General features: G+C 69.1%; 22 protein-coding genes. 7 read left to right on the plus strand and 15 right to left on the minus strand.

Annotated elements, in window-relative coordinates; all coding sequences use genetic code 11:
- Positions 1–13: 13 nt before the first annotated feature.
- On the plus strand, positions 14–1,237 hold the full coding sequence (locus NM1_RS04260) for a cytochrome P450 family protein (RefSeq protein ID WP_068014088.1): 1,224 nt from the start codon (positions 14–16) through the stop codon (positions 1,235–1,237).
- A 59-nt stretch (positions 1,238–1,296) separates the two neighbouring features.
- Here NM1_RS04260 and NM1_RS04265 read toward each other — a convergent pair whose 3' ends face one another.
- Entirely contained in the window at positions 1,297–2,154 is an 858-nt protein-coding gene (locus tag NM1_RS04265) for a LysR family transcriptional regulator (protein WP_068014161.1), read from the minus strand.
- A gap of 111 nt (positions 2,155–2,265) precedes the next feature.
- On the opposite strand from NM1_RS04265, the gene NM1_RS04270 reads away from it, so the two are divergent.
- The 4 genes from NM1_RS04270 to NM1_RS04285 all read left to right on the plus strand — a co-directional run bounded on the left by NM1_RS04270 (position 2,266) and on the right by NM1_RS04285 (position 5,806).
- On the plus strand, positions 2,266–3,561 hold the full coding sequence (locus NM1_RS04270) for an NAD(P)/FAD-dependent oxidoreductase (protein ID WP_068014090.1): 1,296 nt from the start codon (positions 2,266–2,268) through the stop codon (positions 3,559–3,561).
- Positions 3,562–4,249: 688 nt separating this feature from the next.
- Positions 4,250–4,612 carry a hypothetical protein gene (locus tag NM1_RS04275; RefSeq protein ID WP_068014091.1) on the plus strand — a complete coding sequence of 121 codons (363 nt, stop codon included), beginning with the start codon at positions 4,250–4,252 and terminating at the stop codon, positions 4,610–4,612.
- 173 nt (positions 4,613–4,785) lie between these two features.
- Positions 4,786–5,208 carry a pyridoxamine 5'-phosphate oxidase family protein gene (locus NM1_RS04280; RefSeq protein WP_068014095.1) on the plus strand — a complete coding sequence of 141 codons (423 nt, stop codon included), beginning with the start codon at positions 4,786–4,788 and terminating at the stop codon, positions 5,206–5,208.
- A 154-nt stretch (positions 5,209–5,362) separates the two neighbouring features.
- Complete coding sequence (locus NM1_RS04285; protein ID WP_068014097.1) at positions 5,363–5,806, plus strand: hypothetical protein; 444 nt, start codon at positions 5,363–5,365, stop codon at positions 5,804–5,806.
- 85 nt (positions 5,807–5,891) lie between these two features.
- Here the strand turns inward: NM1_RS04285 and NM1_RS04290 are convergent, their stop codons facing one another.
- The 3 genes from NM1_RS04290 to NM1_RS04300 form a co-directional block, all read right to left on the minus strand.
- Positions 5,892–7,523, minus strand: coding sequence for a M4 family metallopeptidase (locus NM1_RS04290; protein WP_068014099.1), 1,632 nt, complete (start codon positions 7,521–7,523; stop codon positions 5,892–5,894).
- A 204-nt stretch (positions 7,524–7,727) separates the two neighbouring features.
- Positions 7,728–8,267, minus strand: coding sequence for a DUF1697 domain-containing protein (locus NM1_RS04295; protein ID WP_068014101.1), 540 nt, complete (start codon positions 8,265–8,267; stop codon positions 7,728–7,730).
- Between the two features lie 39 nt (positions 8,268–8,306).
- A complete protein-coding gene (locus NM1_RS04300; protein WP_068014102.1) occupies positions 8,307–9,062 on the minus strand; it encodes an acyltransferase in 756 nt (251 codons plus the stop codon).
- Positions 9,063–9,288: 226 nt separating this feature from the next.
- On the opposite strand from NM1_RS04300, the gene NM1_RS04305 reads away from it, so the two are divergent.
- Positions 9,289–10,623, plus strand: coding sequence for an outer membrane protein assembly factor BamB family protein (locus tag NM1_RS04305; protein ID WP_246011435.1), 1,335 nt, complete (start codon positions 9,289–9,291; stop codon positions 10,621–10,623).
- Positions 10,624–10,656: 33 nt separating this feature from the next.
- On the opposite strand, the gene NM1_RS04310 is transcribed toward NM1_RS04305, so the two are convergent.
- The gene (locus NM1_RS04310; RefSeq protein ID WP_068014104.1) at positions 10,657–11,100 is read right to left on the minus strand and encodes a MarR family winged helix-turn-helix transcriptional regulator; all 444 of its coding nucleotides are present in this window, start codon (positions 11,098–11,100) and stop codon (positions 10,657–10,659) included.
- Between the two features lie 67 nt (positions 11,101–11,167).
- Between NM1_RS04310 and NM1_RS04315 the strand changes: the two genes are divergently transcribed.
- Positions 11,168–11,638, plus strand: a complete 471-nt coding sequence (locus NM1_RS04315) for a MarR family winged helix-turn-helix transcriptional regulator (RefSeq protein ID WP_246011436.1) — start codon at positions 11,168–11,170, stop codon at positions 11,636–11,638.
- Between the two features lie 75 nt (positions 11,639–11,713).
- Here NM1_RS04315 and NM1_RS04320 read toward each other — a convergent pair whose 3' ends face one another.
- From NM1_RS04320 to NM1_RS04365, 10 genes are all read right to left on the minus strand, one after another.
- Positions 11,714–12,886: a THUMP-like domain-containing protein gene (locus NM1_RS04320; protein WP_068014110.1), complete on the minus strand. Its 1,173-nt coding sequence runs from the start codon at positions 12,884–12,886 to the stop codon at positions 11,714–11,716.
- Positions 12,887–13,091: 205 nt separating this feature from the next.
- Positions 13,092–14,069, minus strand: a complete 978-nt coding sequence (locus tag NM1_RS04325) for a class I SAM-dependent methyltransferase (protein ID WP_068014112.1) — start codon at positions 14,067–14,069, stop codon at positions 13,092–13,094.
- A gap of 37 nt (positions 14,070–14,106) precedes the next feature.
- Positions 14,107–14,871 carry an enoyl-CoA hydratase-related protein gene (locus NM1_RS04330; RefSeq protein ID WP_068014115.1) on the minus strand — a complete coding sequence of 255 codons (765 nt, stop codon included), beginning with the start codon at positions 14,869–14,871 and terminating at the stop codon, positions 14,107–14,109.
- 9 nt (positions 14,872–14,880) lie between these two features.
- Positions 14,881–15,456, minus strand: a complete 576-nt coding sequence (locus NM1_RS04335) for a GNAT family N-acetyltransferase (protein WP_169814191.1) — start codon at positions 15,454–15,456, stop codon at positions 14,881–14,883.
- A 187-nt stretch (positions 15,457–15,643) separates the two neighbouring features.
- Positions 15,644–16,480 (minus strand): NUDIX hydrolase, encoded by an 837-nt coding sequence (locus tag NM1_RS04340; protein WP_068014120.1) that lies wholly within the window; start codon positions 16,478–16,480, stop codon positions 15,644–15,646.
- A 149-nt stretch (positions 16,481–16,629) separates the two neighbouring features.
- Positions 16,630–17,463, minus strand: a complete 834-nt coding sequence (locus NM1_RS04345; protein WP_068014164.1) for an ABC transporter ATP-binding protein — start codon at positions 17,461–17,463, stop codon at positions 16,630–16,632.
- A 300-nt stretch (positions 17,464–17,763) separates the two neighbouring features.
- A complete protein-coding gene (locus NM1_RS04350) occupies positions 17,764–18,543 on the minus strand; it encodes an aminoacyl-tRNA hydrolase (RefSeq protein WP_068014165.1) in 780 nt (259 codons plus the stop codon).
- A 297-nt stretch (positions 18,544–18,840) separates the two neighbouring features.
- Positions 18,841–19,641 carry a protease inhibitor I42 family protein gene (locus NM1_RS40770; protein ID WP_084519147.1) on the minus strand — a complete coding sequence of 267 codons (801 nt, stop codon included), beginning with the start codon at positions 19,639–19,641 and terminating at the stop codon, positions 18,841–18,843.
- 466 nt (positions 19,642–20,107) lie between these two features.
- Complete coding sequence (gene serB, locus NM1_RS04360; RefSeq protein WP_068014122.1) at positions 20,108–21,331, minus strand: phosphoserine phosphatase SerB; 1,224 nt, start codon at positions 21,329–21,331, stop codon at positions 20,108–20,110.
- A gap of 151 nt (positions 21,332–21,482) precedes the next feature.
- The coding region (locus NM1_RS04365) for a cbb3-type cytochrome c oxidase subunit I (protein ID WP_174556836.1) at positions 21,483–22,019 on the minus strand (537 nt) is incomplete at its 5' end.

Genomic DNA, 22,019 nt, shown 5'->3' on the forward strand with positions numbered 1-22,019 from the left:
TGAGGAGACCACGATGGAGCACAACCCCTTGGTCCTGGATCCCACGGGGGCCGATATCCAGGGCGAAGCCGCGCGCATTCGCGAACGGGGGCCGGTGGTATCGGTCGAGTTGCCGGGCGGCATCCACGCCTGGTCGGTGACCGATGCCGCCCTGTTGAGGACGCTGCTGACCGATTCGCGGGTGTCGAAGGACGCGCGGCAGCACTGGCCGAAGTTCATCAACGGCGAGGTTCCCGAGGACTGGCCGCTGTTTCTCTGGGTCGCGGTGAACAACATGTTCACCGCGTACGGCGGCGAGCACCGGCGGCTGCGCAAGCTGGTCTCCCCCGCGTTCACCCATCGCCGCACCCAGGCGCTGCGACCGCGCATCGAGGAGATCGCCACCGACCTGCTGGACCGGCTGGCGCAACCGTCCGCGGGCGAAATCGTGGATCTGCGTGAGGGTTTCGCCTATCCGCTGCCGATCCGGGTGATCAGCGAGCTGATGGGCGTGCCGGAGGCGCTGAACGCGGGCCTGCGCACGTGCGTCGACGGCATCTTCGATACGACGCTGACACCCGAACAGTCGCAGGCCAACTACATGGAGATGTATCGGATCCTCGGCGAGCTGGTGGCCTTCCGCCGCGAACAGCCCGGCGACGACATGACCAGCCTGCTGATCTCGCACCGCGACGAGGAGGACGGCTCGCAGCTCACCGAGCAGGAGCTGATCGACACCCTGCTGCTGGTCATCAGCGCCGGCCACGAGACCACGGTCAACCTGCTGGATCAGGCCATCTACCTGCTGCTCACCCGGCCCGACCAGCGGGCGAAGGTGGACTCGGGCGAGGTCGGCTGGGCGGACCTCGTCGAGGAGGCGCTGCGCTTCGAGGCCCCGGTGGCGCATCTGCCGCTACGCTACGCCGTCGACGATATCGAACTGGACGGTGTGCGTATCGCCAAGGGTGATCCGATCCTGGCCTCCTACGCCGTGACCAACCGCGACCCGCAGCTGTACGGGGAGACCGCCGAAGACTTCGATGTGACGCGAAAGGTCAAGGACCACTTGGCCTTCGGATACGGCGCCCACCACTGCCTGGGCGCGCCGCTGGCGCGGCTGGAGGCCATGGTGGCGCTGCCCGCGCTGTTCCAGCGCTTCCCCGGCCTCCGGCTCGCCGCCGACCCGTCCGAGCTGGGCACCGTGGCCAGCTTCATTTCCAACGGGCACAAGCGACTACCGGTGTACCTGGGGAGGTAGGTCCGCGATAGCGAGGTGCGCCGCATCGGAATTCCGGTGCGGCGCACGCTTGTTCCCGCTCAGGCGCTGTGCAGAGCGGCCAGCAACGTCGTCAGGATGGGCGAGGAGCGGGCGTCGCTGCGGAGTACCGCCGAGACCGGGATGCGCAGCGGGCGGCCCGGCACGTTCAGGGCCGCGATCCCCTCGGCGGGGGTGTCGGCGTACAGGATCGTCCACGCGTCGGGCCGGTTGATCAGTTCCATAGTGGCGGTGTGGTCCGGCGGGATGGGCGGGCCGTAGGTCGCGCGGGTGGGCAGGTCGGCGAACGCGCGCCGGACCACGGTGTGCAGCAGCACCTGTTCCTGTTCCGGGGGTAGTAGCAACGGGTAATTTCCCAACTCGGCGAGCGTCACATCCTCCCGCCCTGCCAACGGGTGGGCCGTCGAGACGGCGATGACGAGGTCCTCCACCCACAGCTTCTCGACCGTCAGACCGGGCTGATCGACACTGCCCCGGATGAGGGCAAGATCACAATCGCCATCCGCCACCGCGGCGATGCGCTGCCGGAACGGCTTGATCACGAACTCGATCTCCGCACCCGGATGCGCCTCGCGCGCGCCCGCGATGGCCGACAGTGATCTTGTTGCGAAGGACATGTTCGCGGCCAGGCGAATTCGCGGGCCGGAGGCCCGCACAGCTGCGCGAATGGCCGATTCGAGGCTCAGAATTTGCTTCGCAAGGGGAAGTAGCCGAGTCGTTGCGTCCGTCGGAACGACCGACCGTGTCGAGCGTTCGAACAGCTGCACACCAAGATCATGTTCGAGCCGGGCGATCTGATGACTGATAGCCGATTGCGATATGAAGCACCGCTGCGCGGCCCGGCTGAAGCTCAGCTCCTCGCAGACCGCGACGAAATAGGAGAGCTGCCGCAGTTCCATCAAGATCTCCATTCATGAGCGATCGAGATAAGATTCATCAATATTATGCGCCCAGGCAGCTGGAACGTTTGCATTCCGGATCGCGTTTACTAATGACAGAAGGAGGCTGTCATGCAAGACGTGGATGCGGGGATCGAAACCGCTGAGGTAGTCATCGTCGGATCGGGCTTCGGCGGACTCGCCGCCGCGAAGCAGCTGAACAAGTCGGGGGTCAACTACGTTCTCATCTCGAGCACGCCGGAACATCTGTTCCAGCCCCTGCTGTATCAGGTAGCGACGGGTGTGCTCCCCGCCACAGATATCGCCCCGCCGATCGCGGGAATCCTGCACCGGCATCGGAACGCCGATGTGCGCCTGGGCAAGGTCACCGAGATCGACGCCGATGCCGCGGAACTCACCTACGAGACGCCGGAGGGCCCGCGCCGGATCCGCTACGGCTCGCTGATCGCCGCCACCGGCGCCAACCAGTCGTATTTCGGCCGTGACGATTTCGCCCGGAAGACGTTCTCGCTCAAGACCATCGACGACGCCAAGCGGCTGCGCGGTCAGATCGAACGGGTCTTCGCCGAGGCGGAGACCGCCGATCCGGATTCGCGGGCGCGGCTGCTGAGCTTCGTCGTCGTCGGTGCCGGACCGACCGGCGTCGAGGTCGCCGGCCAGCTCAAGGAACTCGCGAAAAGGCATTACCACCAGGAGATTTCGGTCTCGCTGGTAGAGGGCGCGGGCGCCGTGCTGCCGCCGTTCGGCGGGAACCTGTCGGAATACGCCCGGGAGTCGTTGCAGCGCAACGGCGTCGAGGTGCTGCTGGACACCTTCGTGACCGATATCGAGTCGGGCAAGGTGACCGTGAAGACCAAGGACGGCGTGGAACGGCGCATCGGCGCGGAGACCGTGGTGTGGTCGGCGGGCGTTCAAGCGGGCGGTTTCGCCCGGATGCTGGCCGAGGCCACCGGCTGCGAGACCGACCGCGCCGGGCGGCTGCTCATCAACCCGGACTGCACCGTCGGCGGGCATGCCGACATCTACGCCATCGGCGATATGACCTCGCTCAACGGCTACCCCGGACAGTCGCCGACGGCGATGCAGGAGGGCCGCCACGTCGCCGACATCATCCGCCGCAAGAAGCAGCCCGGCACCCCGTTCGTCTACTGGGACAAGGGTTCGATGGCGGTGATCAGCCGGTTCAGCGCGGTCACCAGGGTCAATGACAAGATCAAGTTCACCGGAACCATCGCCTGGGCGGCGTGGCTGGCGGTGCACCTGTTCTACCTGGTCGGCTTCCGCAACCGGTTCGTGGCGGTGATGTCGTGGCTGGTGGCGTTCATCGGCACCGGGCGGCCCGGGTTCACCGAGGACGAGAAGGCCACCGCCGCACCGGTTTCCGAAGCGCCGCGCCGGGCGGCATAGCGCGCACCCGGCAGAACGAGCTCTCCGGTGCCACGGGGCATCGGAGAGCTTCGTGTTCCACGGCCCGCGCCTCGCGTCGCACCTCCGGTTCGTCGCGATCATCGCCCACAGCACATTCGGGCCGTTCGCGGCGCGGCGTCCGGATCGATTCGAGCGAGCGGTTCGCCGAGCGCCGCTGCCGACCCCGGCCGCCGGGGCGACATCCCCTTCGCCTGCGTATCCCACCTCCGAGTTCGAAGTCGCCGTATCCGGGTGCACGGTCGGTCACATCTCCGGCGCACAGTCGGTCACGACATCCGAGCGTGCCGAGCCCACGGCCGATAGGCCATGTCACCAATGCGCGTTCGGCGCCAATGCGAAGCGTGCCATGCCGGGCGATCGGCCTGCGCGCCCGCTGTCACCATCTCGAGTAAGTCGTCCGCGAGCGCGTCCGGAGCCGACCCACTCCGCCTCGTCGGGCTCGAATCCCGCGAAGTGGCAGGTCGCCGGAGGCGCTCTCGCGATCAGCAGACTACCCACCGGGATCCGGTGTCCGCGCACCCCGCGCGCCGAGAGCACGCGCGCCACTCACCATCCCGCGGTACGGATGCCTCACGACCGCTGGGTAACTTCGCGACGCGGTGCCACCGAGCGCGATTTCGTGATAGACGTACGTGTCGGAAAGCCCGCTCTCGAGAGGAACAGCCTGATGATGAAACGCACCGTCGCTGCGGCAACGGCAGCAGTTGCGGCCTCACTCTTCACGTTCGGCCAGTCCTGGGCGCAGGAGTCGGAGAGCCAGTTCCAGGTCTCCGAAAACGTCACCGTGGTCGCCAATGTCGCCAATCCGGCCGACAACACCTGCTACCCGGCCGTGATCAGCGCCGAAGGCCCGCGGACGGTGTACTGGAACAATGCCACCCCGTTCTACGCCACGATCTACGCGCGCGGCGGCGACGGCCCGGAATGCGGTGGACAGGTCTACGAACGGCTCCGCCCCGGCCAGGTTTCGGGCGTCCCGAACACCCTGCACGGCGCGGTCATCGACGTCAGGTTCTCGTCGTTCCAGTAGGTTTCGGCGAGTAACCCGCTCCCGCGGTCGTCTGCTCCGGGTCGATCAGGCCCGGGGCAGGCGGGCGGAGAACAGACCGGCGTCATAGCAACAGGTTCGGAAGTGCGGTTCATCGTAGGCATCGAGCAATTTCGGTCATGCGGTTGCGTTGTGGCGCATGCCAGAGTGGGCCGATGGCGAAATGGAAAGAAGTAGAAACCGCGGTACCCGATCTGGCCGGTGCGGTTCGAGCACGGTTCGAGGCGACCAAGCATCACGTACTGGCCACGCTGCGGAAGGACGGCTCGCCGCGCGTCAGCGGTACCGAGGTGGCCTTCGACGGGGACGAGATGCAATTGGGGTCGATGCCGGACGCGGCGAAGGCCCGCGACTTGCGGCATGACGGCCGCTTCACGATCCATGCCAATCCTGGTGATGGTTCGATGCGCGGCGGTGACGGGAAGGTCACCGGCACCGTGATCGAGGTGCCGAACGAGGGATCCCATCTGTTCCGACTGGATATTCGTGAGGTGGTGCACACGACGGTGGAGAACGACCAACTGGTTATCCGGTGGTGGACACCGGACAGTGGCCTGTGCGAGATCCGACGGACATAGCCACGTGGCCGGATGAATTCGATCCCACGAGCGGTGAAGACCTCCGGCTGAGTCGAATCCGGAGATCTCCACCGCACGCCATGCTCCGGGCTGAACTCGGCTACTCCTTGGGCGGAACCCTGTCGAGGAGCTCCTTCATCATCCCCGAGAGAGCTTGCAGTACAGCGTCCTGTCCATCGAACCTCGCATCGACAGTGTCGAAGCGAGCATCATGCCCATCGAGCCTGGCATCGACAACATCGAACCGCGCATCAGCCCTATCGAACCTGGAATCAACAGCATCGAACCGCGCATCCTGCCGATCGAACCGGGCATCAACAACATCGAACCGCGCATCAGCCCTATCGAACCTGGAATCAACACCATCGAACCGCGCATCCTGCCGATCGAACCGGGCATCGACGGCGTCGAACCTGGCATCAACGTGCTGTTTCAGTTGTGCGGTGTCGGCGTGGACCAAGCCGAACTCCTCCAGGACGGCCTGGTGGCGTTGGTCGGCTCGGGTTCTGAGCTCCGCTACCTGGGAGGCGGTTGCGTTGGTGGCGCAGAGCCTTTCCAGATTGGCGACACGGTCTTCGAGTGGTGCAGTCATCGCTGATCGGTCCTCTCGGTTGCGGGACATACTAACAATCGGCGCCCGCGGGGAGGCGGGCGAAAACCGGGCCGGGATGCCGGACCGGGGCTCAGGTGCGATCGCGGAGTAGCGGGATTCGGACTGCTTCGACGGCCTGTTGGATGTGGGCGCAGTCGGGGGCGGTGAACCCGGCGATCTTGTCATCGATGTTGTTGTGACACACCGTGATCAGGGTGCTGGCCAGGGCGGGGTAGTCGGCGCTGGGGAAGAGTTGGGTCTGTGTCGACCAGTACAGGGCGGCGGCCTTGTCGAGGCCGATGCCGTCGACCTTGCGGCCGCCCAGCGTGCCGCCGTCGGTGATCAGGGCGGCGAGCCTGTTGCCCACGCCGCTGTTGGTGTGGACGCCGCCGTTGTCGGGTGCGCGGTCACGGTCGGAGTGGGTCGCAGGGACCCAGCCCGGCCCTTTGTACGTCTCCGGCTGCGGGTCGGCGGCCGAGCGCGGTGACCTCATGTCCCGGATGACGCCGACATCAGTGCCGTTGCCGATCTTCCAGCGGTCGGCCTTCCTGCCGCGCTTTCCGGCCAGTTCGGTGAACTCACCGAACACGTCCGACATGGATTCGTTGATCGCGCCGGATTCGTTGACGTAGTTCAGGCCGCTGGTGCGTTCGGTGACGCCGTGGGTGAGCTCGTGGGCGACGACGTCGAGACCCAGCACCGCGCTGCCGATCACGAAGCCCTGCTCGTCGGTCCAGTACGCGTTCGCGTACGGACAGGCCTCGGCGCAGACGCGCACGGTGGCGCGCAATGCCTTGCCGCTGCCTGGGACCTCGATGCCGATCAGATCCGTCAGACCGCCCAGTGCGGTGTGGCGGCGATAGAAGTCCTCGGTGTCGCCCATCCAGTCGTAGACCTTGTCGGCGTCCTCGTTCCCCGGGACCCGGGGACCGCCCTCCGTGCGCACCACGGGATAACTGCCCGCCGCGCCGCAGGGCACGGCGAGTGTCCGCTCCGCACCCTGGGAATCGGCATCGCAGACAACACGATCGAGCGCACGCTCCGCAGGCAGGGCGTCGAGCACCGCACCGCCGACGGCCGCCACGAAAACCCGCCACACCGCGGCCCGGGCGCGGATGTCGTACCGGTAGGCCGGGACGGCGACGCGGTCGGGACGTTCGCCGTCGACCAGGCTCGGATCGAACCACGCCGCCGACTCCGAGCGCACCCGCAGCGCGTCGGCGGCGAGCCCGGACAGCTCGGCCACCTTGCCCACGGCGGTGCGCCGCGCCGCCTCGGCCGGCTCGGTGCCACCCGACGGATAACTGCCATCGATACGCTCCGACAGCGCGCCGGTCGCCGACTGCAGCGACCCGTCCGGCCGCAACGCCAGCGCGACACCGGCACCGTGCACCGGGATCGCACCGACCCGCTGGCCGAGCCGGACCGTACTGCCGCCCGCCCGCCCGGCCACCGTCGTCACGACGAGATCGGCTGCGGCGCCGAAGAGTTGCTTGATATCGGCCGAATGCGCGGTGGCCGCCGTCGCGGGATCGGCGAGGCCCCGGCCGCCGGGCACCGCGATCGGCCGATCCGGCACGATCTGACGGACCGCGCCGCGGGAACTCTCCTGCACCCGCTTCGGCGCGGTCGCGAGCGACGGGCCGACGGGCGGCTGAGCCGCCAGTGGCGCCGACAGCAGCACGAGCGAGGCAACCCACAGGCCGCACAGACAGGTCTTCATCGTGTCTCCCCCTGCGATCTTCCGATGGATGTGAGTGAACAACCGCTCTACGCGATCGAGATCCGATCGCGCTCCCCCGAGGCAGCACTCCCCGGTAATCACCATCGACACGGCGGCGCGGCCGCGTTCCCCTCGGACCGTCCGGCGCGGCCGATGTGTACTCCCCGAAGCCCCTTGCCGGAGGGGATCTTTCGCGGCGGAGCGCTAGAGCTTCGCCAGCACCCGCTGCACCGTGAGATAGGTGCGCGTGGTGATGTCCTTGCCGTACACCGATTCCAGCCAGCCCATGAAGTCCGGCGTGGCGGCGGCGGAGTTGTCGATCACCGCGAGGATCGCCCGCGCGGCCTCGTCGTAGCCCACGACCTGCATTCCCGCCGCGAGACGCTCCGGCGGCGGGCCGGGCGGCCCCTGCGCGGCATCCTTCACGAACGTCACCGTCAGGTAGGTGCCGTGGCCGTGCGTGAGCCCCGGGAACGGGTCGGAGTCGACCAGTGCCCGCAATTCCTCGCGGCTGCGGATGATGGTGCCGCCGCCGATGCCGAGTTCGGCATTGAGCGCACGCTGGATGCGCGTTTCCAGCTCGGCGACATCGGTTGCGGCACAGCCGAATACGACATTGCCGCTACTCAGTACCGAACCCACCGCATCGAACCCCAGCCCCTCGAACACCCCGCGCAGCTTCTCGTTGCGCATGTTCGGATTGCTGGGCATGATCCCGCGTAGCAGGGCGGCGTACCGGTTCATATGCCGAACGTACCGCCTGGCTCCGACAAGTTCGGCGAGCTAACCGGCCTGCGGCGTACCCACCCCGTTCTTCTTGCGCTCGATGTCCTCCAGCGCCGCGATGTACTTGGCGCGCTCCTCAGCCCCGGCCTCCCACGCCTCCTTGCGGTTCTTGACCACCTTCGCGGGCGCGCCGACGGCGATGCCGTAGTCCGGGATGTCGCCCTTGACCACGGCGTGCGCGCCCAGCACGCAGCCGCGGCCGACACGGGTCTCACGCAGCACGGTCACCTTGGCGGCGATCCAGGTGTCCGGTCCGATGCGCACCGGGCTCTTCACGATGCCCTGGTCCTTGATCGGCAGGGTGATGTCGTCCATCTTGTGGTCGAAGTCGCAGATGTAGCACCAGTCGGCGACCAGCGTGGATTCACCGATCTCGATATCGAGGTAGGTGTTCACGACGTTGTCCTTGCCGAATACCACCTTGTCGCCGATGCGCAGCGAGCCCTCGTGACAGCGCAGGGCGTTGCCGTCGCCGATGTGCACCCACTTGCCGATCTCCATGCGGCTCAGCTCGGGCGTCGCGTGGATCTCCACCCCGCGGCCCAGGAAGACCATGCCGCGCAGCACGATGTGCGGATTGGCCAGGCGGAATTTGAACAGCCGGTAGTACCGCACCAGATACCAGGGCGTATACGCCCGGTTGGCGAGCACCCAGCGCAACGACGCCATCGTCAGAAAACGCGCCTGCTCCGGGTCGCGGCGGCGCGACCCCCGCCATCGCGAGCGCAACGGCGCGCCCCACATGCTCGTCACGAACTTGCTCCCTAGAGTCCAGCGGGCGACTGCGTCGTCCAGCGGTGTCGTCGTCGAGGTACCAGGGTACTTTCGCGGCGTGCCACGGCAGCGGCTGCCCTCGGACAATCCCGGGTGCGACACGATCCGGCGGACACGCCCGATTCCAAGCTCACCCAGCCCGGTGACAGCGGTGCGGATGTTCTAGTCTCGTGCAGGCCCGTACAAGCAGATGGGAGTCCAGCAGGTGCGTACGCGAATCGGCACGGCCCGCCGCGCCACCGCGGCCCTCGGCGCCCTCGGCATGCTCGTGCTGAGCGGGTGCGGCAGCACCACATTGGACGATATCAAGGTGGGTCCGGGCAAGGGCTGGCCCGCCGCGTACCACGACGCCCGCAACAGCGGCGCCAGCCCGGTCACCGGTTCGCGGCACCTGATCCCGAGCTGGACGCGGCCGCTGGGCGGTCCCGCGGCAGCCTCCACCCTCATCGGCCCGGGCGGGCAACTGTTCGTCACCACGCGCATGCCGGGCGACTGTGTCGGCAAGCCGGGCACCGTCGGCGCCATGTACGCCTTCCAGATGCCGACCGGGCGCAAGCGGTTCTGTAACCCCATGGGGCCGGACGCGATCGCCGCCGGCTCGGCGGTGGACGGACTGGACAATGTCTACGTCGGCGACAACGGCGCCCTGACCTCCTTCAACGCGCTCGGACAACCGCGCTGGCGCACACCGGTCGCGGGCGTGCCGGTATCGGTGCAGTTCACCAGCGACGGCGACGTGCTGTCGGTGACGCAGTCCGGCCAGGTCGACGTGGTGGATCGGCAGACCGGGGACCTGCGGTCGGCCACCTTCCAGGCGCTGGGCGAGCCCGATTTCCTGACCCAGCCCGGACTGCCGCGGCCGCCGGACGGCAAGGGCATCGGCGACTGCGTGACCGGCGGACCGCAGTGCCCGGTGGCGAACGTGTCGGCCATCGAGAAGGATTCGGGACGCTTTTATCTGACCGTCCGGCGGCCGGGCGAACCCATGACGTCGCTGGTCGCACTCCGCTACGCGGACAAGCAGATCCGGCAGGAGTGGAGCGCCGACATCCTCGCCGAGGGCAGCGGGACCGCTCCCACGCTGGCCGCGGACGGCAAGACCGTGTACGTGGGCGACAACAGCGGCCGGCTCCTGGCCGTCGACGCCACCGACGGGCGCACGAAATGGACTCAGCCGCTGGGGTTTTCGCCGCGCGGCGCGGTCTCGGAGCAGGACGGGCTGCTGATTCCGGGCGGGGACGACGGGCATCTGCTGGCGCTGCGCGACGAGGGCGACGCCGCCCGGATCGCCTGGGAGCGCAAGGATCTGCAGCTGCGCGGGCGGCCGGTCCAGACCGCCGGCGACACCGGGTACGTGGTCGCCCCCATGGGTGAGACGCTGAGCCTGGTCACCTTCCAGCCCAGCGACGGCACCACCGTCGCCTCCGCCGAGTTACCGGGCGCGCAGGGCTCCGCCGTCGGCACCGCCGTGAGCGCCAAGGGCGATGTGATCGTGACGACCCGCATCGGCGAACTGTTCGCCTTCAAGCCGGAGTCGTAGCATCTCACCGAAGTAGCTGCGCGACAGCATTTTTCACCGTTGCGCGCGGGAGCGTGCGACGGATTCCAGATTATCGGAGATCCGCTGGAGCTTGCCCAGCAGCGCGCGATAGTCGTCGGGAGTCAGCCCGTCGAGGGTGGCGGCACGTTCGGCATCGATGAGTTCGGACAGCCGGCGATATTCGGCTTGCCCCTCCTGAGTCAGGACGTACAGCCCGTCCGCAGCGACGCTCACCCAATCGCGTTCGATGAACGCCTGAACATGCGGTGCGACAGTCGATTCGGCCGCATCACGGAAGTGCGCATGCGCCCGGTCCAGTCCGGCCAGGTCCGTCGGCCCCCTGGCGATGGTGTTGAGGACCTGCCAGGAACGCCGCACCAGCCCGTGCCCGGACAGCAGGTCGGCGAAGTTCTGCTCGAGCAGCGTGTCGATATGCCGCAGGAAGTAGCCGAGTGGCTTCGCATGTCCCGTTTCCATGACCCCTCCAAATACTTGCACTATTACATATACATGTATTTTAGCAATAAGTTGTACGATGACAAGAGTGACGACGAGCGATCCCTCGACGGCCGCCATCGAGCGGGCAATGGTGGCCATCCGCCGCAGCCAGACCCGGCGCTCCCTCAATCGGATCGGTGCGCGAACCGGCCGTGCGGCCATCGACCCGACGGTGTTCGGCGTCCTGGATGCCGTGCAGGCACACGACGGCGAGACCACCGTCACCGATATCGCGGCCGCGCTGGGGGTGGACCAACCGCGCGCCAGTCGGCTCGTCGGCCGCGCGATCGGCGACGGATTCCTCCGCCGCGAGGCCGACCAGGGCGATGCCCGCCGCGTCCTGCTCCGCCTGACGCCCGCCGCCCGCACCGCACTCGGGCGCGCCCGCGAGGTCCGTCAGGCCGCCTTCGCCCGAGCAACCGCAGACTGGCCGGACGGTGAGCGCACCGAATTCGCCCGCCTACTCACCAAATTCGTCGCCGACTTCGATCGCGTGATCGCAGAATCCGCCGACTGAGCACCCGGGCCCGCACGAGCGAGGACTCCATCCGGAATGCCGTGGGCTCGATCGAGCCGCGCCCGGTCCGGCCGCTCAGCGGGCCGGAGGGGTCTCGCAGACGAAGACCGTCGGGGTGCGGCCGATTCGGGTGATCACCAGGGTGTGGGGATGTGAGCCCCCGGGTTTGAGCCTGGCCCGCAATGCGTCGGGGTCGATATCGACTCCCCGCGTGAGGATTTCGAGCGGGCCACAGTCGCGGCGACGCAGTTCGGCGCGCAGCGGCTTCTCGCGGAAGTCGAGGCGGTCGAGGATATGGAAGCCACGCACGCCGTCGGGGACACGGTCGCCGGTGACGTAGGCGATGCGGGGATCCAGCTGCCACAGACCGTGTCTCGCGGCGTAGTGGCGAACCAGGCCGGCGCGCACCACCGCGCCGTCCGGGTCGATGATCCACTCGCCCGGCCCTTGGTCGGGGATATCGTCCGGCTCGGCGTCCGTGAGAGTCCAGGACGAGCCGCCTGTAGTCAATACGGTGGCGCGCCGGGAGATCCCGGTGTCAGCGAGGCCCGCCGACCACAGGGACGCCTCGCGCACCGCGCCGTCGAGCGAGACCACCTCCACCTCGCCGTCGCGGGCGAAGCTGTCGAAATCCAGTCCGGGAGCACACTTCACGACCAGGTCGCGGCCGTGGTAAGCGTCCAGCAGATCCGGCAGTGGCGGTTGCAGCTTCGCGGGATCGTGGGTGCGGCGGCCGTCGGAGCGCCGGGCCGGATCGGCGATCACGACCGTATCGGAACTGCACGGCGCCAGTGCGTCCGCCTTGGCCAGCAACACATTTCGCGCGTCGGACAGGTTGTGTGCCGCCATGGCCAGCCGCACCTCGTCGAGGTCGCTGCCCAGCACGGCGGGGCAGACCTCGTGCAGCGCGGCCAGTTCCGCGCCGATCGAACAGGTCACATCGTGCACGGCCCGGCCCGCCAGCCGCCGGGCGCGATGGCGCGCCACCGCACTCGGCGTCGCCTGCTGCAGGGCGTCGTCGGTGAACAACCACTCCCCCGCCCCGTCGAGCTTCGCTGCCGCCCGCCGCCGCAGCCGCACCGTCTCCACCAGCGCGGCCGCCCGCTCCCCGTGCTCGCGGCGCACCCGCTCCAGGTCCCCCACCAGTGACGCCGTGGTCAGTGCCAACCGATCCACCTCGGCCAGCGCCGACGACCCGGCGGCACCGGACAGGTACCCGACGTCCTCGCGAGAAATCCGATAACCCACTACCGATCCCCCGGGTCGGGAATCAGATCTCCCCGCCGCGGTGGCCGCACCGCCGACATCGTCGCCACGGTCCACCTGCAGTGGTCACGCCGCCCCGAGCCACCCGGTGGCGAAGGCGCAGCCGACGCCCGCCGGTCGCGCGGACCGCACCGCCCTGCCGGGTTCGGCGGGAGCGCCGCTGCCCATGCAAATCCGCTGCGGCGCACTACTTTCCGGCGGCCAGCGGCTTCACGCCGGTGATCATGGCGTTGTAGAAGAACCGGCGCGGAACCACATGCTTGAGCACGCGCTCGTCCAGCTTGCTCAGGCCCAGCCAGGCCCGGTACTGGGCGATGCGGTAGCGCCAGGTGAGCTTCTCGGCGGGGACCGCGGCCTCGAAGGTGCGCACCGGCCAGCCCCACAACGCGGCGGCGAACTCCTCGGTCTCCGCGTGCGCCTCGACCGCACCGGCCGACCGGGCGATGGCCTCCAGATCCGACGGGTCGAACGTGTGCAGGTCGACCACTGCCTCCAGCGCGGCCGCGCGCGAGGACTCGTCCAGTTCCTCCTGCGGACGCCGCCACTCGCGCAGGAACGGCAGCTTGGTGACCTCGGTGGTGGCCTTCCAGGTGATCTGCCCCAGCTTGCGGGCGTAGAAGTTGCCCACCGTCGTCGGCTCACCGGCGAAGACGAAGCGCCCGCCGGGCTTCAGCACGCGCAGGCATTCCTTCAGCGCCAGCTCGACGTCCGGAATGTGGTGCAGCACCGCGTGTCCCACGACGAGGTCGAAGGTGTCGTCCTCGTACGGGATGGTCTCGGCATCGGCAACCCGGCCGTCCACGTCCAGGCCGAGGTGCTCGGCGTTGCGCAGCGCCACCTTCACCATCCCGGGCGACAGATCGGTGACCGAACCCTTCTCGGCCACCCCGGCCTGCATCAGGTTGAGCAGGAAGAAGCCGGTGCCGCAGCCCAGTTCGAGGGCGCGTCCGTAGGGCAGCGGGGCGTTCGGGACAACGGCGTCGAAGCGGCCCCTGGCGTACTCGATACAGCGCTCGTCGTAGGAGATCGACCACTTGTCGTCGTAGGTCTCGGCCTCCCAGTCGTGGTAGAGCACCTGGGCGAGCTTGTTATCGGTGCGCGCGGCCTCGACCTCCGCCTCGGTGGCGTGCGGGTTCGGCGCGGGGTCGTCAGGACGTGCGGTCATGGTCCGCTAGCGTACTCGAGCGACCAGCACGGCGAGATCAGCGGCCCACGAATTCGGCGGACCCCGGGCCCGCCGCCAAATAAGAACGTGTTCCTATGCTGCGATCTTCGGTCGCGAACAGCTCCGCCCACTCGGCGCGGGCGCGGTCGTGGCCGTGCGTACCGGCCTCGAAGACGCGTTTGGCGGCGGCCAGGGCGCGGGCCGGTCCGCCGGTGAACTGCCGGGCCCAGCGCAGCGCGGCGGTGTAGACGTCGTCGGGGGCGACCACCTCGTCGGCCAGGCCGATCTCCGCCGCCTCGGCGGGCTCGACGAAGCGCCCGGAGTACACCAGATCCTTGGCGCGCGACGGGCCGATCAGCAGGCTCAGGCGGCGGATCCCGGCCAGCGGGATCAGGCCCGCCCGGATCTGCGGCAGCCCGAGCTTCGCGTTGTCCCCGATGATCCGCCGGTCGGCGCCCAGCGCCAGCTCCAGCCCGGCACCGAGCGCGTATCCGCTGATGGCGGCCACCGTCGGCTGCGGGACCCGGGCCAGGCAGCCCAGTGCGCGCTGCAGGTCGCCGACCATCGCCTCCGCCTGCTCGGCCGACAACCGCGCCAGCTCGGTCAGCTCGTCGCCCGCACAGAACACGCGCTCGTCGCCGTAGACGACCACCGACGCGATCTCGGCGTCCCCGGCGATGCGCTCGGCGGCATCCGCCAGTTCGAGCGCCAGCTGCACATCGATGAGGTTCATCGGCGGCCGCGCGAAACGCAGCACGGCAATCCCCGCCTCGGCGCGGTCCACGGTCACGAATTCGGCCACAGCGGGAGCCTACTGGGCATCGGGCTCCGCGCCGGAGGCGGTCGGCGGGCGGTACGACATCGGGAACACGGTCGGCCCGTGCCCGATGGTGATCTCACCGTCCCGCCGGAAGCCGAGGCCTTCGTAGAACGGCACCGTTCCCGCCGTGTTCGACACCAGGAAGCCGTCGGTCCGGAATTCGGCCAGGCGGCGCCGGATCAGCACCGTGGCGAATCCTCTGCCCTGATACTCCGGGAGCGTGCCCACCGCACCCAGATACAGGTGCGGCGTCTCCGGCCGGGCCGCGTCGATCAGCCGGATGGCGCGCACGGCCCGCGGGACCGCCGTACCGAGCGTACGCAGCAGCGTCACCGGTTCGACAAGCGGCGCAACGACATTCGGGGGCTCCCAGAGCGCCACGGCCACAACGTCCTCGCCGTCCCGGGAGATATCCACGATCCCGCGCCGACGACGCGCCTCGATCCGGGTCTCCCAGAAATCGGCCAGCACGCGATGCCTACGCCCGGACCGGGGCCAGATGTGGGCCATCAGCGGATCGTCGGCGAAAGCGGCGGCCAGCACACGCGCTTCGGGACTCGAGGCCATGGTGTCAGTGAAGCACGGAGCCCGCCTCCGCGCCTGGCCGCCGACACCTCCACTTCGAGGCATCAAGTCCCGTCTTCCAGCAGGCCCCGGTCGGCCCGCCAGAATCCATTATTTCCGGCATGCTTTCGGCCGGAATCTGCACCATGGATTCCGGCCGAAAGCATGCCGGAAATGACGATCGGTGGACCTAGCTGGGCCGCTGGGACCCCCGCAGCCGGGAGCCGTCGGGCAGGTCGGCGAAGTAGCGGGCGTTGTTCGGGAACTGGAGCATGGGTTTGCCGTCGACGGTCGAGAACACCGGCTGGATCGGCTCGATCACCGGGGTGGCCGCGAGAATGTCCGCGGTGGAAGCGAATTCGCCGAGCGTGTCCAGCTGTGACCAGGTGGGCGGGAGCAGCACGTCGGTGCCCGCCCGCCAGCGATCCAGGGATTCGGCGGGCGTGCGCCACGCGACCTCGTGCGCCTCGGAGGTGGCACCGTCGGCGCGCTGTCCGTCCGGCAGGATCGCGACGAAGAAGTGGGTGTCGTAGCGGCGCTCCTCGACGACCGGGGTGACCCAGTTCGCCCACGGTCGCAGCAGATCCGCGCGGAGTACCAGATTCTCGCGGGCCAGGAACGACCCCAGGGACAGTTCGCGGCGCTCGAGCTGTCCGCGCGCCTCCCGGTAGGTGGCGGTGTCGGAGACCACGGTGTCGGCGGTCGGGCCCGCCAGCAGCACGCCGCACTCCTCGAACGTCTCGCGCACCGCGGCGCAGACCAATGCCTGCGCTCGCGCCGCACCGGTGCCGAACCGCCCGCCCCACCACGCCGGATCGGGTCCCGCCCAGGCGATCTCGGCCTGCGCGTCGGAGGCGTCCACGCCGCCGCCCGGAAAAACCGTCATCCCCGCGGCGAAGGCCATGGCCTGCACCCGCCGCTGCATGAACACCTCGGGACCGGACGCGCCGTCCCGCACCAGCATCACGGTGGACGCGTCCTTGGGCACCGGGGGCGTCGAATCGGACTCGGCAACAAGCTCGCTCATGCCTCCGCCTCGCTGACGCTCGGCTCCGCCATGCGCGAAGCGCGCTGTGTCATCGGTTCACTCGCAAGCTCGCTCACATCTCGCACCCTAGCGCCTGCTTGGTAAACGTCCAGCGACAGGTGCGCGACGGCCGGTCGGCGGCGTACCCCTCAGGCGCGGCGGTGGCGGCCCAGGCGATGCGAGCGGCGGGCGAAGTAGCGGCCGCCGATGCGATCCAGCGTGATCGACTGGCGGAAGGCCTCGCTGAGCTTCTCCGCGGTCACCACCTCCTCCAGCAGCCCCTGGGCGACCACGCTGCCCTCGTTCAGCAGCAGGGCGTGGGTGAAGCCGGGCGGGATCTCCTCGACGTGGTGGGTGACCAGCACGGTGGCCGGGGCGTCGGGATCGGCGGCCAGGTCGCCCAGCTTCTCCACCAGCTCCTCGCGGCCGCCCAGGTCCAGGCCGGCGGCGGGCTCGTCCAGCAGCAGCAGTTCCGGGTCCGTCATCAGCGCCCGGGCGATCAGCACGCGCTTACGCTCGCCCTCGGACAGGGTGCCGTAGGCGCGGTCGGAAAGATGTTCGGCGCCGAGGCTTTCCAGCATGTCGATGGCGCGGTCGGTGTCGACGTCGTCGTACTCCTCGCGCCAGCGACCCATCACCGCGTAGCCCGCCGACACCACCAGATCGCCGACCTTCTCGTCCAGCGGCACCCGGGCGGCCACCGCCGCGGACGACAGGCCGATGCGCGGGCGGAGCTCGGTGACGTCGGTGCGGCCCAGCACCTCGCCCAGCAGGTTCGCGACGCCCGACGTCGGATGCACCTCGGCGGCGGCCATGCGCAGTAGCGAGGTCTTGCCGGCGCCGTTGGGGCCGAGCACGACCCAGCGTTCGTCGAGTTCCACCTGCCAGGTGACGGGACCCACCAGAGTGTGGCCCGAGCGCCGGACGGTCACCTCGTTGAAGTCGATGAGCAGATCGGGATCCGGTTGCGGCACGGGCTCCATCTTGGCCCACGCCAGCGAATCGTTCTCAACGTGGTCGGTTTGCACGGTATGTGTCATAGTCGGCCGCGCTGCCGGCCGGGTGCGAATTCGTTGTTGCGTCGGTGTGATTCGGAACTCCTGCCGGGGCGGGGGCGCGGGGAGCGGAACAGTCGGCCCAGTACCAGCGCCACCGGTACCGAACACACGACCCAGACGCCGAGCACTATCCACAGTGTCGTCATATCCGTGGTACCTCTCCCGACATCGTGCACCGATCCTGCCGTATTCGGGCCGCCGCGTCGACCGCTGGGCACAGGTGCGTCAGCCCGTCGGCGCGTCGCCACCCGGCGGAACCGCGATAACGGTGATCGACCCGGGCGCCACCTCGGTGAACCCGGCGTCGCGGACCGCGGTCGCCCGACCCTGCCGGACCCGGTCGCACAGCTCCGGCCATCGCCGCGGTCCCGCATCGCGCACCGAGCACCGGAATCCGCGCAGCGACCACGCGTACGCCTGTTCCACCGGCAGCGCACCGGCCAGCAGCATGCTCGCGTGCCCGGCCTGTGCGGCGGCCTTGCCGACAGTCATACCCAATTTCGAATTCACCCATAGCACCGGAAGTTCCGGATCGGGTGGGCCCGGTTCGTCGTGCTCCAGGTCGGTGCCGCCGATCTGCAGTTTCCGGATGCGCGGGTCGATGGCGCCGACCGGGCCGGGAACCAGCGCGCGGGCCTGGGCGCCGTCGACCTCCACGGTAACCCCGTCGACCTCGTTGGCCGCCAGCCACTGCGCGCCCCGGGCCCGCCGCGCGACCTTGCGAATCCGCGACCGCTTCCACGCCAGATACCGCTGCTCCCACTCCCCGTCCGGGCCGACCCGCGGATCCAGGCACAGGGCCGCCGCGGCCGCGGCCGCCGCCGCGAGCAGGGCGCTGCGCGGTGGCGGATCGGCCTTCGGGATGTGCAGCACCATCTGCATCGCCTGCACCAGCGCGGGGTCGTCCGGATCGCCGCTGCCGCCGTACCCGCCCGCCAGTTCCGCGTGCCGCGCGGCGAATGCGTCGTCCAGTCCCCGGGTCACGGCATCGATCGATTCGGTCATCCGCGGGCTCCGCGGATACTGGCCGAGGCGATATCCGTTGCAGACAAACATCTCTCCGATCACGCGCGGACAACCCGTTCCCAGCCTATCGCCGACGGGCGAACGGCCCGCTACTACAGCTTCCGCGCCCGAGCGGAAATTCCCGCCGGGCACCGACCGCGTACCCCCGGGTCGACGGTGATGTGGAGTCGAGGAAACCTGCATGCGGTGTCATCGAGACTCGCGGTGTGCGGGTTCGGTCGCGTTCCGAACCGCAATACGGCCGAGCACGATTCGTGACGTGCGGCATTGCGGCGCTCAGTGGCCGACGGCCACCTTCAGCGTGAAGTGCTCGGCCGGTTCGCTGCCCTGCTCCCACGGGCGGGCGTATCCCATCCGCAGTTCGGTGCCGCCGGGCGCCCGTGCCACGAATCGCCAGATCGAGTTGCCGCCCACGCCCACGGCGTTGCCGGACTCGGCGGCGGGACGAAACTCGGGCTCTCCGACCTGCGCGAGGATGGTCTGGTCGAGTGCGCCCAGCTCCCACTGGTATCCGGTGGTCGGATTGGCCGCGAGCGACACCTCGAGCGTCTGACCGGGCACCAGCGACACCTCCTTGCCGTCGAAGTCCCCGGTGACGGTCATGGTGCCCGGCTGTCCCGGGGCGGAGGTGCCGGGCATCGGGTAGATCCCCCGCGGTTCCACGCGGACGGCGTTCCCGGAGCCCGCCGGGATCTTCGACTCGGGATCCTTACACCCGACCTCGAGATTCGCGGTGGGCCCGGCCGAGATCGCCCATACCGCCACCCATGCGGGATCGCCCTGCGGCGCAGCCGATTCCGAAGCCGGGCGCACGGTGGCCTGCGCGCCGGTCGTGGTGTCGACGGCGGTGCACTGCAACGCGGACGCGGCCTCCCGCCAGGCGGCCGGAACGACGATCATCATCTCGGCGTCGGCCGGTACCGGGACGCGGGCGGTCTGCCCGAGGGGGATCTCGACGCCGGACGACACCGGTTCCGGCGCGGCCGAACTCGTTGCCGCGCTGCCGGAATCGCCGTTCCCGCAGGCGGCGAGCGCCAGGCCGAGCACAAGCATCAGCAGGGGTGTGCGCACACGCATGCCGTCCTCCGGGGGTCGACGCCGACTGGCAAATTCCAGGCAGACCTTACCGGCACGCCCGTGCGGGATGCGTCAACCGCGCCGGGCAACCACTCGGCTCACGCACCCCGCATCCGGCGCCAGGGCGCCGGATGCGGGGAATGGGGGGCATCGCCACTCACGCGGGGAATGGGGGGCATCGCCACTCACGCGGGGAATGGGGGGCATCGCCACTCACGCGGAGAATGGGGCATCGCCACTCACGCGGAGAATGGGGCATCGCCACTCACGCGGGAACGGGAAGCATCGCCCGCCGCGCGGGAGACAGGAGGCATCGCCCCACCACGCGGGAAACAGGAAGCATCGCCCACCACGCGGGAGACAGGAGGCATCGCCCACCACGCGAGAAACAGGAGGCATCGCCCCACCAGGCAGGAACAGGAGGTATCGCCACCCATACGGGGACGGGTCCTTTGCCGCCCTGGGGTCAGTTCAGGGGGACTCGGCGGAGGAGGCCGTCGCGGGCGTCGGCGGCTTCGACCTCGTCGCGGGTGACGCCGAGGATGAACAGGACGGCGTCGAGGTAGGGGTGGGAGAGGGCGGCGTCGGCGATCTCGCGCAGGGCCGGCTTGGCGTTGAATGCGATGCCCAGGCCCGCCGCATTCAGCATGTCGATGTCGTTGGCGCCGTCGCCGACCGCGACGGTCTGCTCCATCGGCACCCCGGCCTCGGCGGCGAACCGCCGCAGCGCCACGGCCTTGGCGGCCCGGTCGACGATCTCCCCGATCACCTTGCCGGTCAGCTTGCCGCCCACCACCTCGAGCGTGTTCGCCTGCACGAAATCCAGTTCCAGATCGTGCGCCAGCGGCTCGATCACCTGCCGGAAGCCGCCGGACACCACGCCGCACCGGAAACCCAGCCGCCGCAGCGTGCGGATGGTGGTGCGGGCGCCGGGGGTCAGTTCGATGCGCTCGGCGACCTCGTCGATCACCGCCTCGTCCAGCCCGGCCAGCGTCGCGACCCGCTGCCGCAGCGATTCGGCGAAGTCGATCTCGCCGCGCATGGCCGATTCGGTGACCTTGCGCACCTCGTCCTCGACGCCGGCGTGCGCGGCCAGCATCTCGATCACCTCGCCCTGGATGAGGGTGGAGTCGACGTCGAACACGATCAGTCGCTTCGCCCGCCGCGCCAGCCCCGCGCGCTCGACCGCGACGTCGACGTTCTCCTTGGCCGCAACCACGGACAGGGCGGTGCGCAGGCGGGTCTCGCCGTCCTGATCCACCGGCGCGGTCACCATCAGTTCCAGGCCGGTCACCGGGTAGTCGGCGATGCCGCGGATGGCGTCGATATTGACGTCCTGCGCGGCGAGCTTGCGCGCGATGGTGCTGAACGCCCGCGCGGTCACGGGACTGCCCAGCACCACGACCGCGTGCGTCGACAACCGCGCCCCCGCCACCGAATTCGCGCCGATCTCGACGTCGACCTCCATACCGACGGTGGCCATCGCGTCCTCGAGCTGATCCTGCAGATCCTCCGGATCGTCCGGGCAGGTCACCAGCACGCCGAGGGTCAGCCGACCACGAATCACGACCTGTTCGACGTCGAGCAGGCTCACCCCGTTGCGGGACAGGGCCGTCAGCAGCACCGAGGTCACGCCCGGCTTATCGGGTCCGGTGACAGTGATCAGCACGGTCGTCTCGGGCGTGCTCAAGCGAAACTCCGTTTCTCGTCATGTCCTGGGCCGCCGACGACGGCCAGCACATTGTCTCAGGTCGGTGTGCGGCGCTCCGCGCCGTCCTGCACCGTAGGAACGACTGCGGCGGCCGTCTTGTCGACGACCGCCGCAGGCTCGCAACTGCTACCTAGCTCGAAACCTTGTGGAGCTCCTTGACGTGGTGTGCCTTCCCGCCCCAGCCGACGTGCGCCTCGGCGCGCATCCGCTCGACCATGTGCGGGTAGTGCAGCTCGAACGCCGGACGCTCCGACCGGATCCGCGGCAACTCGTAGAAGTTGTGCCGCGGCGGCGGGCAGGTGGTCGCCCACTCCAGCGAATTCCCGTAGCCCCACGGATCGTCCACCGTCACCACCTCGCCGTACCGGTAGCTCTTGAAGACGTTCCAGATGAACGGCAGCGTCGAGGCGCCGAGGATGAAGGCGCCGATGGTGGAGATCGTGTTCAGCAGCGTGAACCCGTCCGTGGGCAGGTAATCCGCGTAGCGGCGCGGCATACCCTCGGCACCCAGCCAGTGCTGCACCAGGAACGTGGTGTGGAAGCCCACCATGGTCGCCCAGAAGTGCCACTTGCCCAGGCGTTCGTCCATCATGCGGCCGGTCATCTTCGGGAACCAGAAGTAGATGCCCGCGTAGGTGGCGAACACGATGGTGCCGAAGAGCACGTA

The sequence above is a fragment of the Nocardia mexicana NBRC 108244 genome, from assembly GCF_001613165.1.
GTDB classification, from domain to species: domain Bacteria; phylum Actinomycetota; class Actinomycetes; order Mycobacteriales; family Mycobacteriaceae; genus Nocardia; species Nocardia mexicana.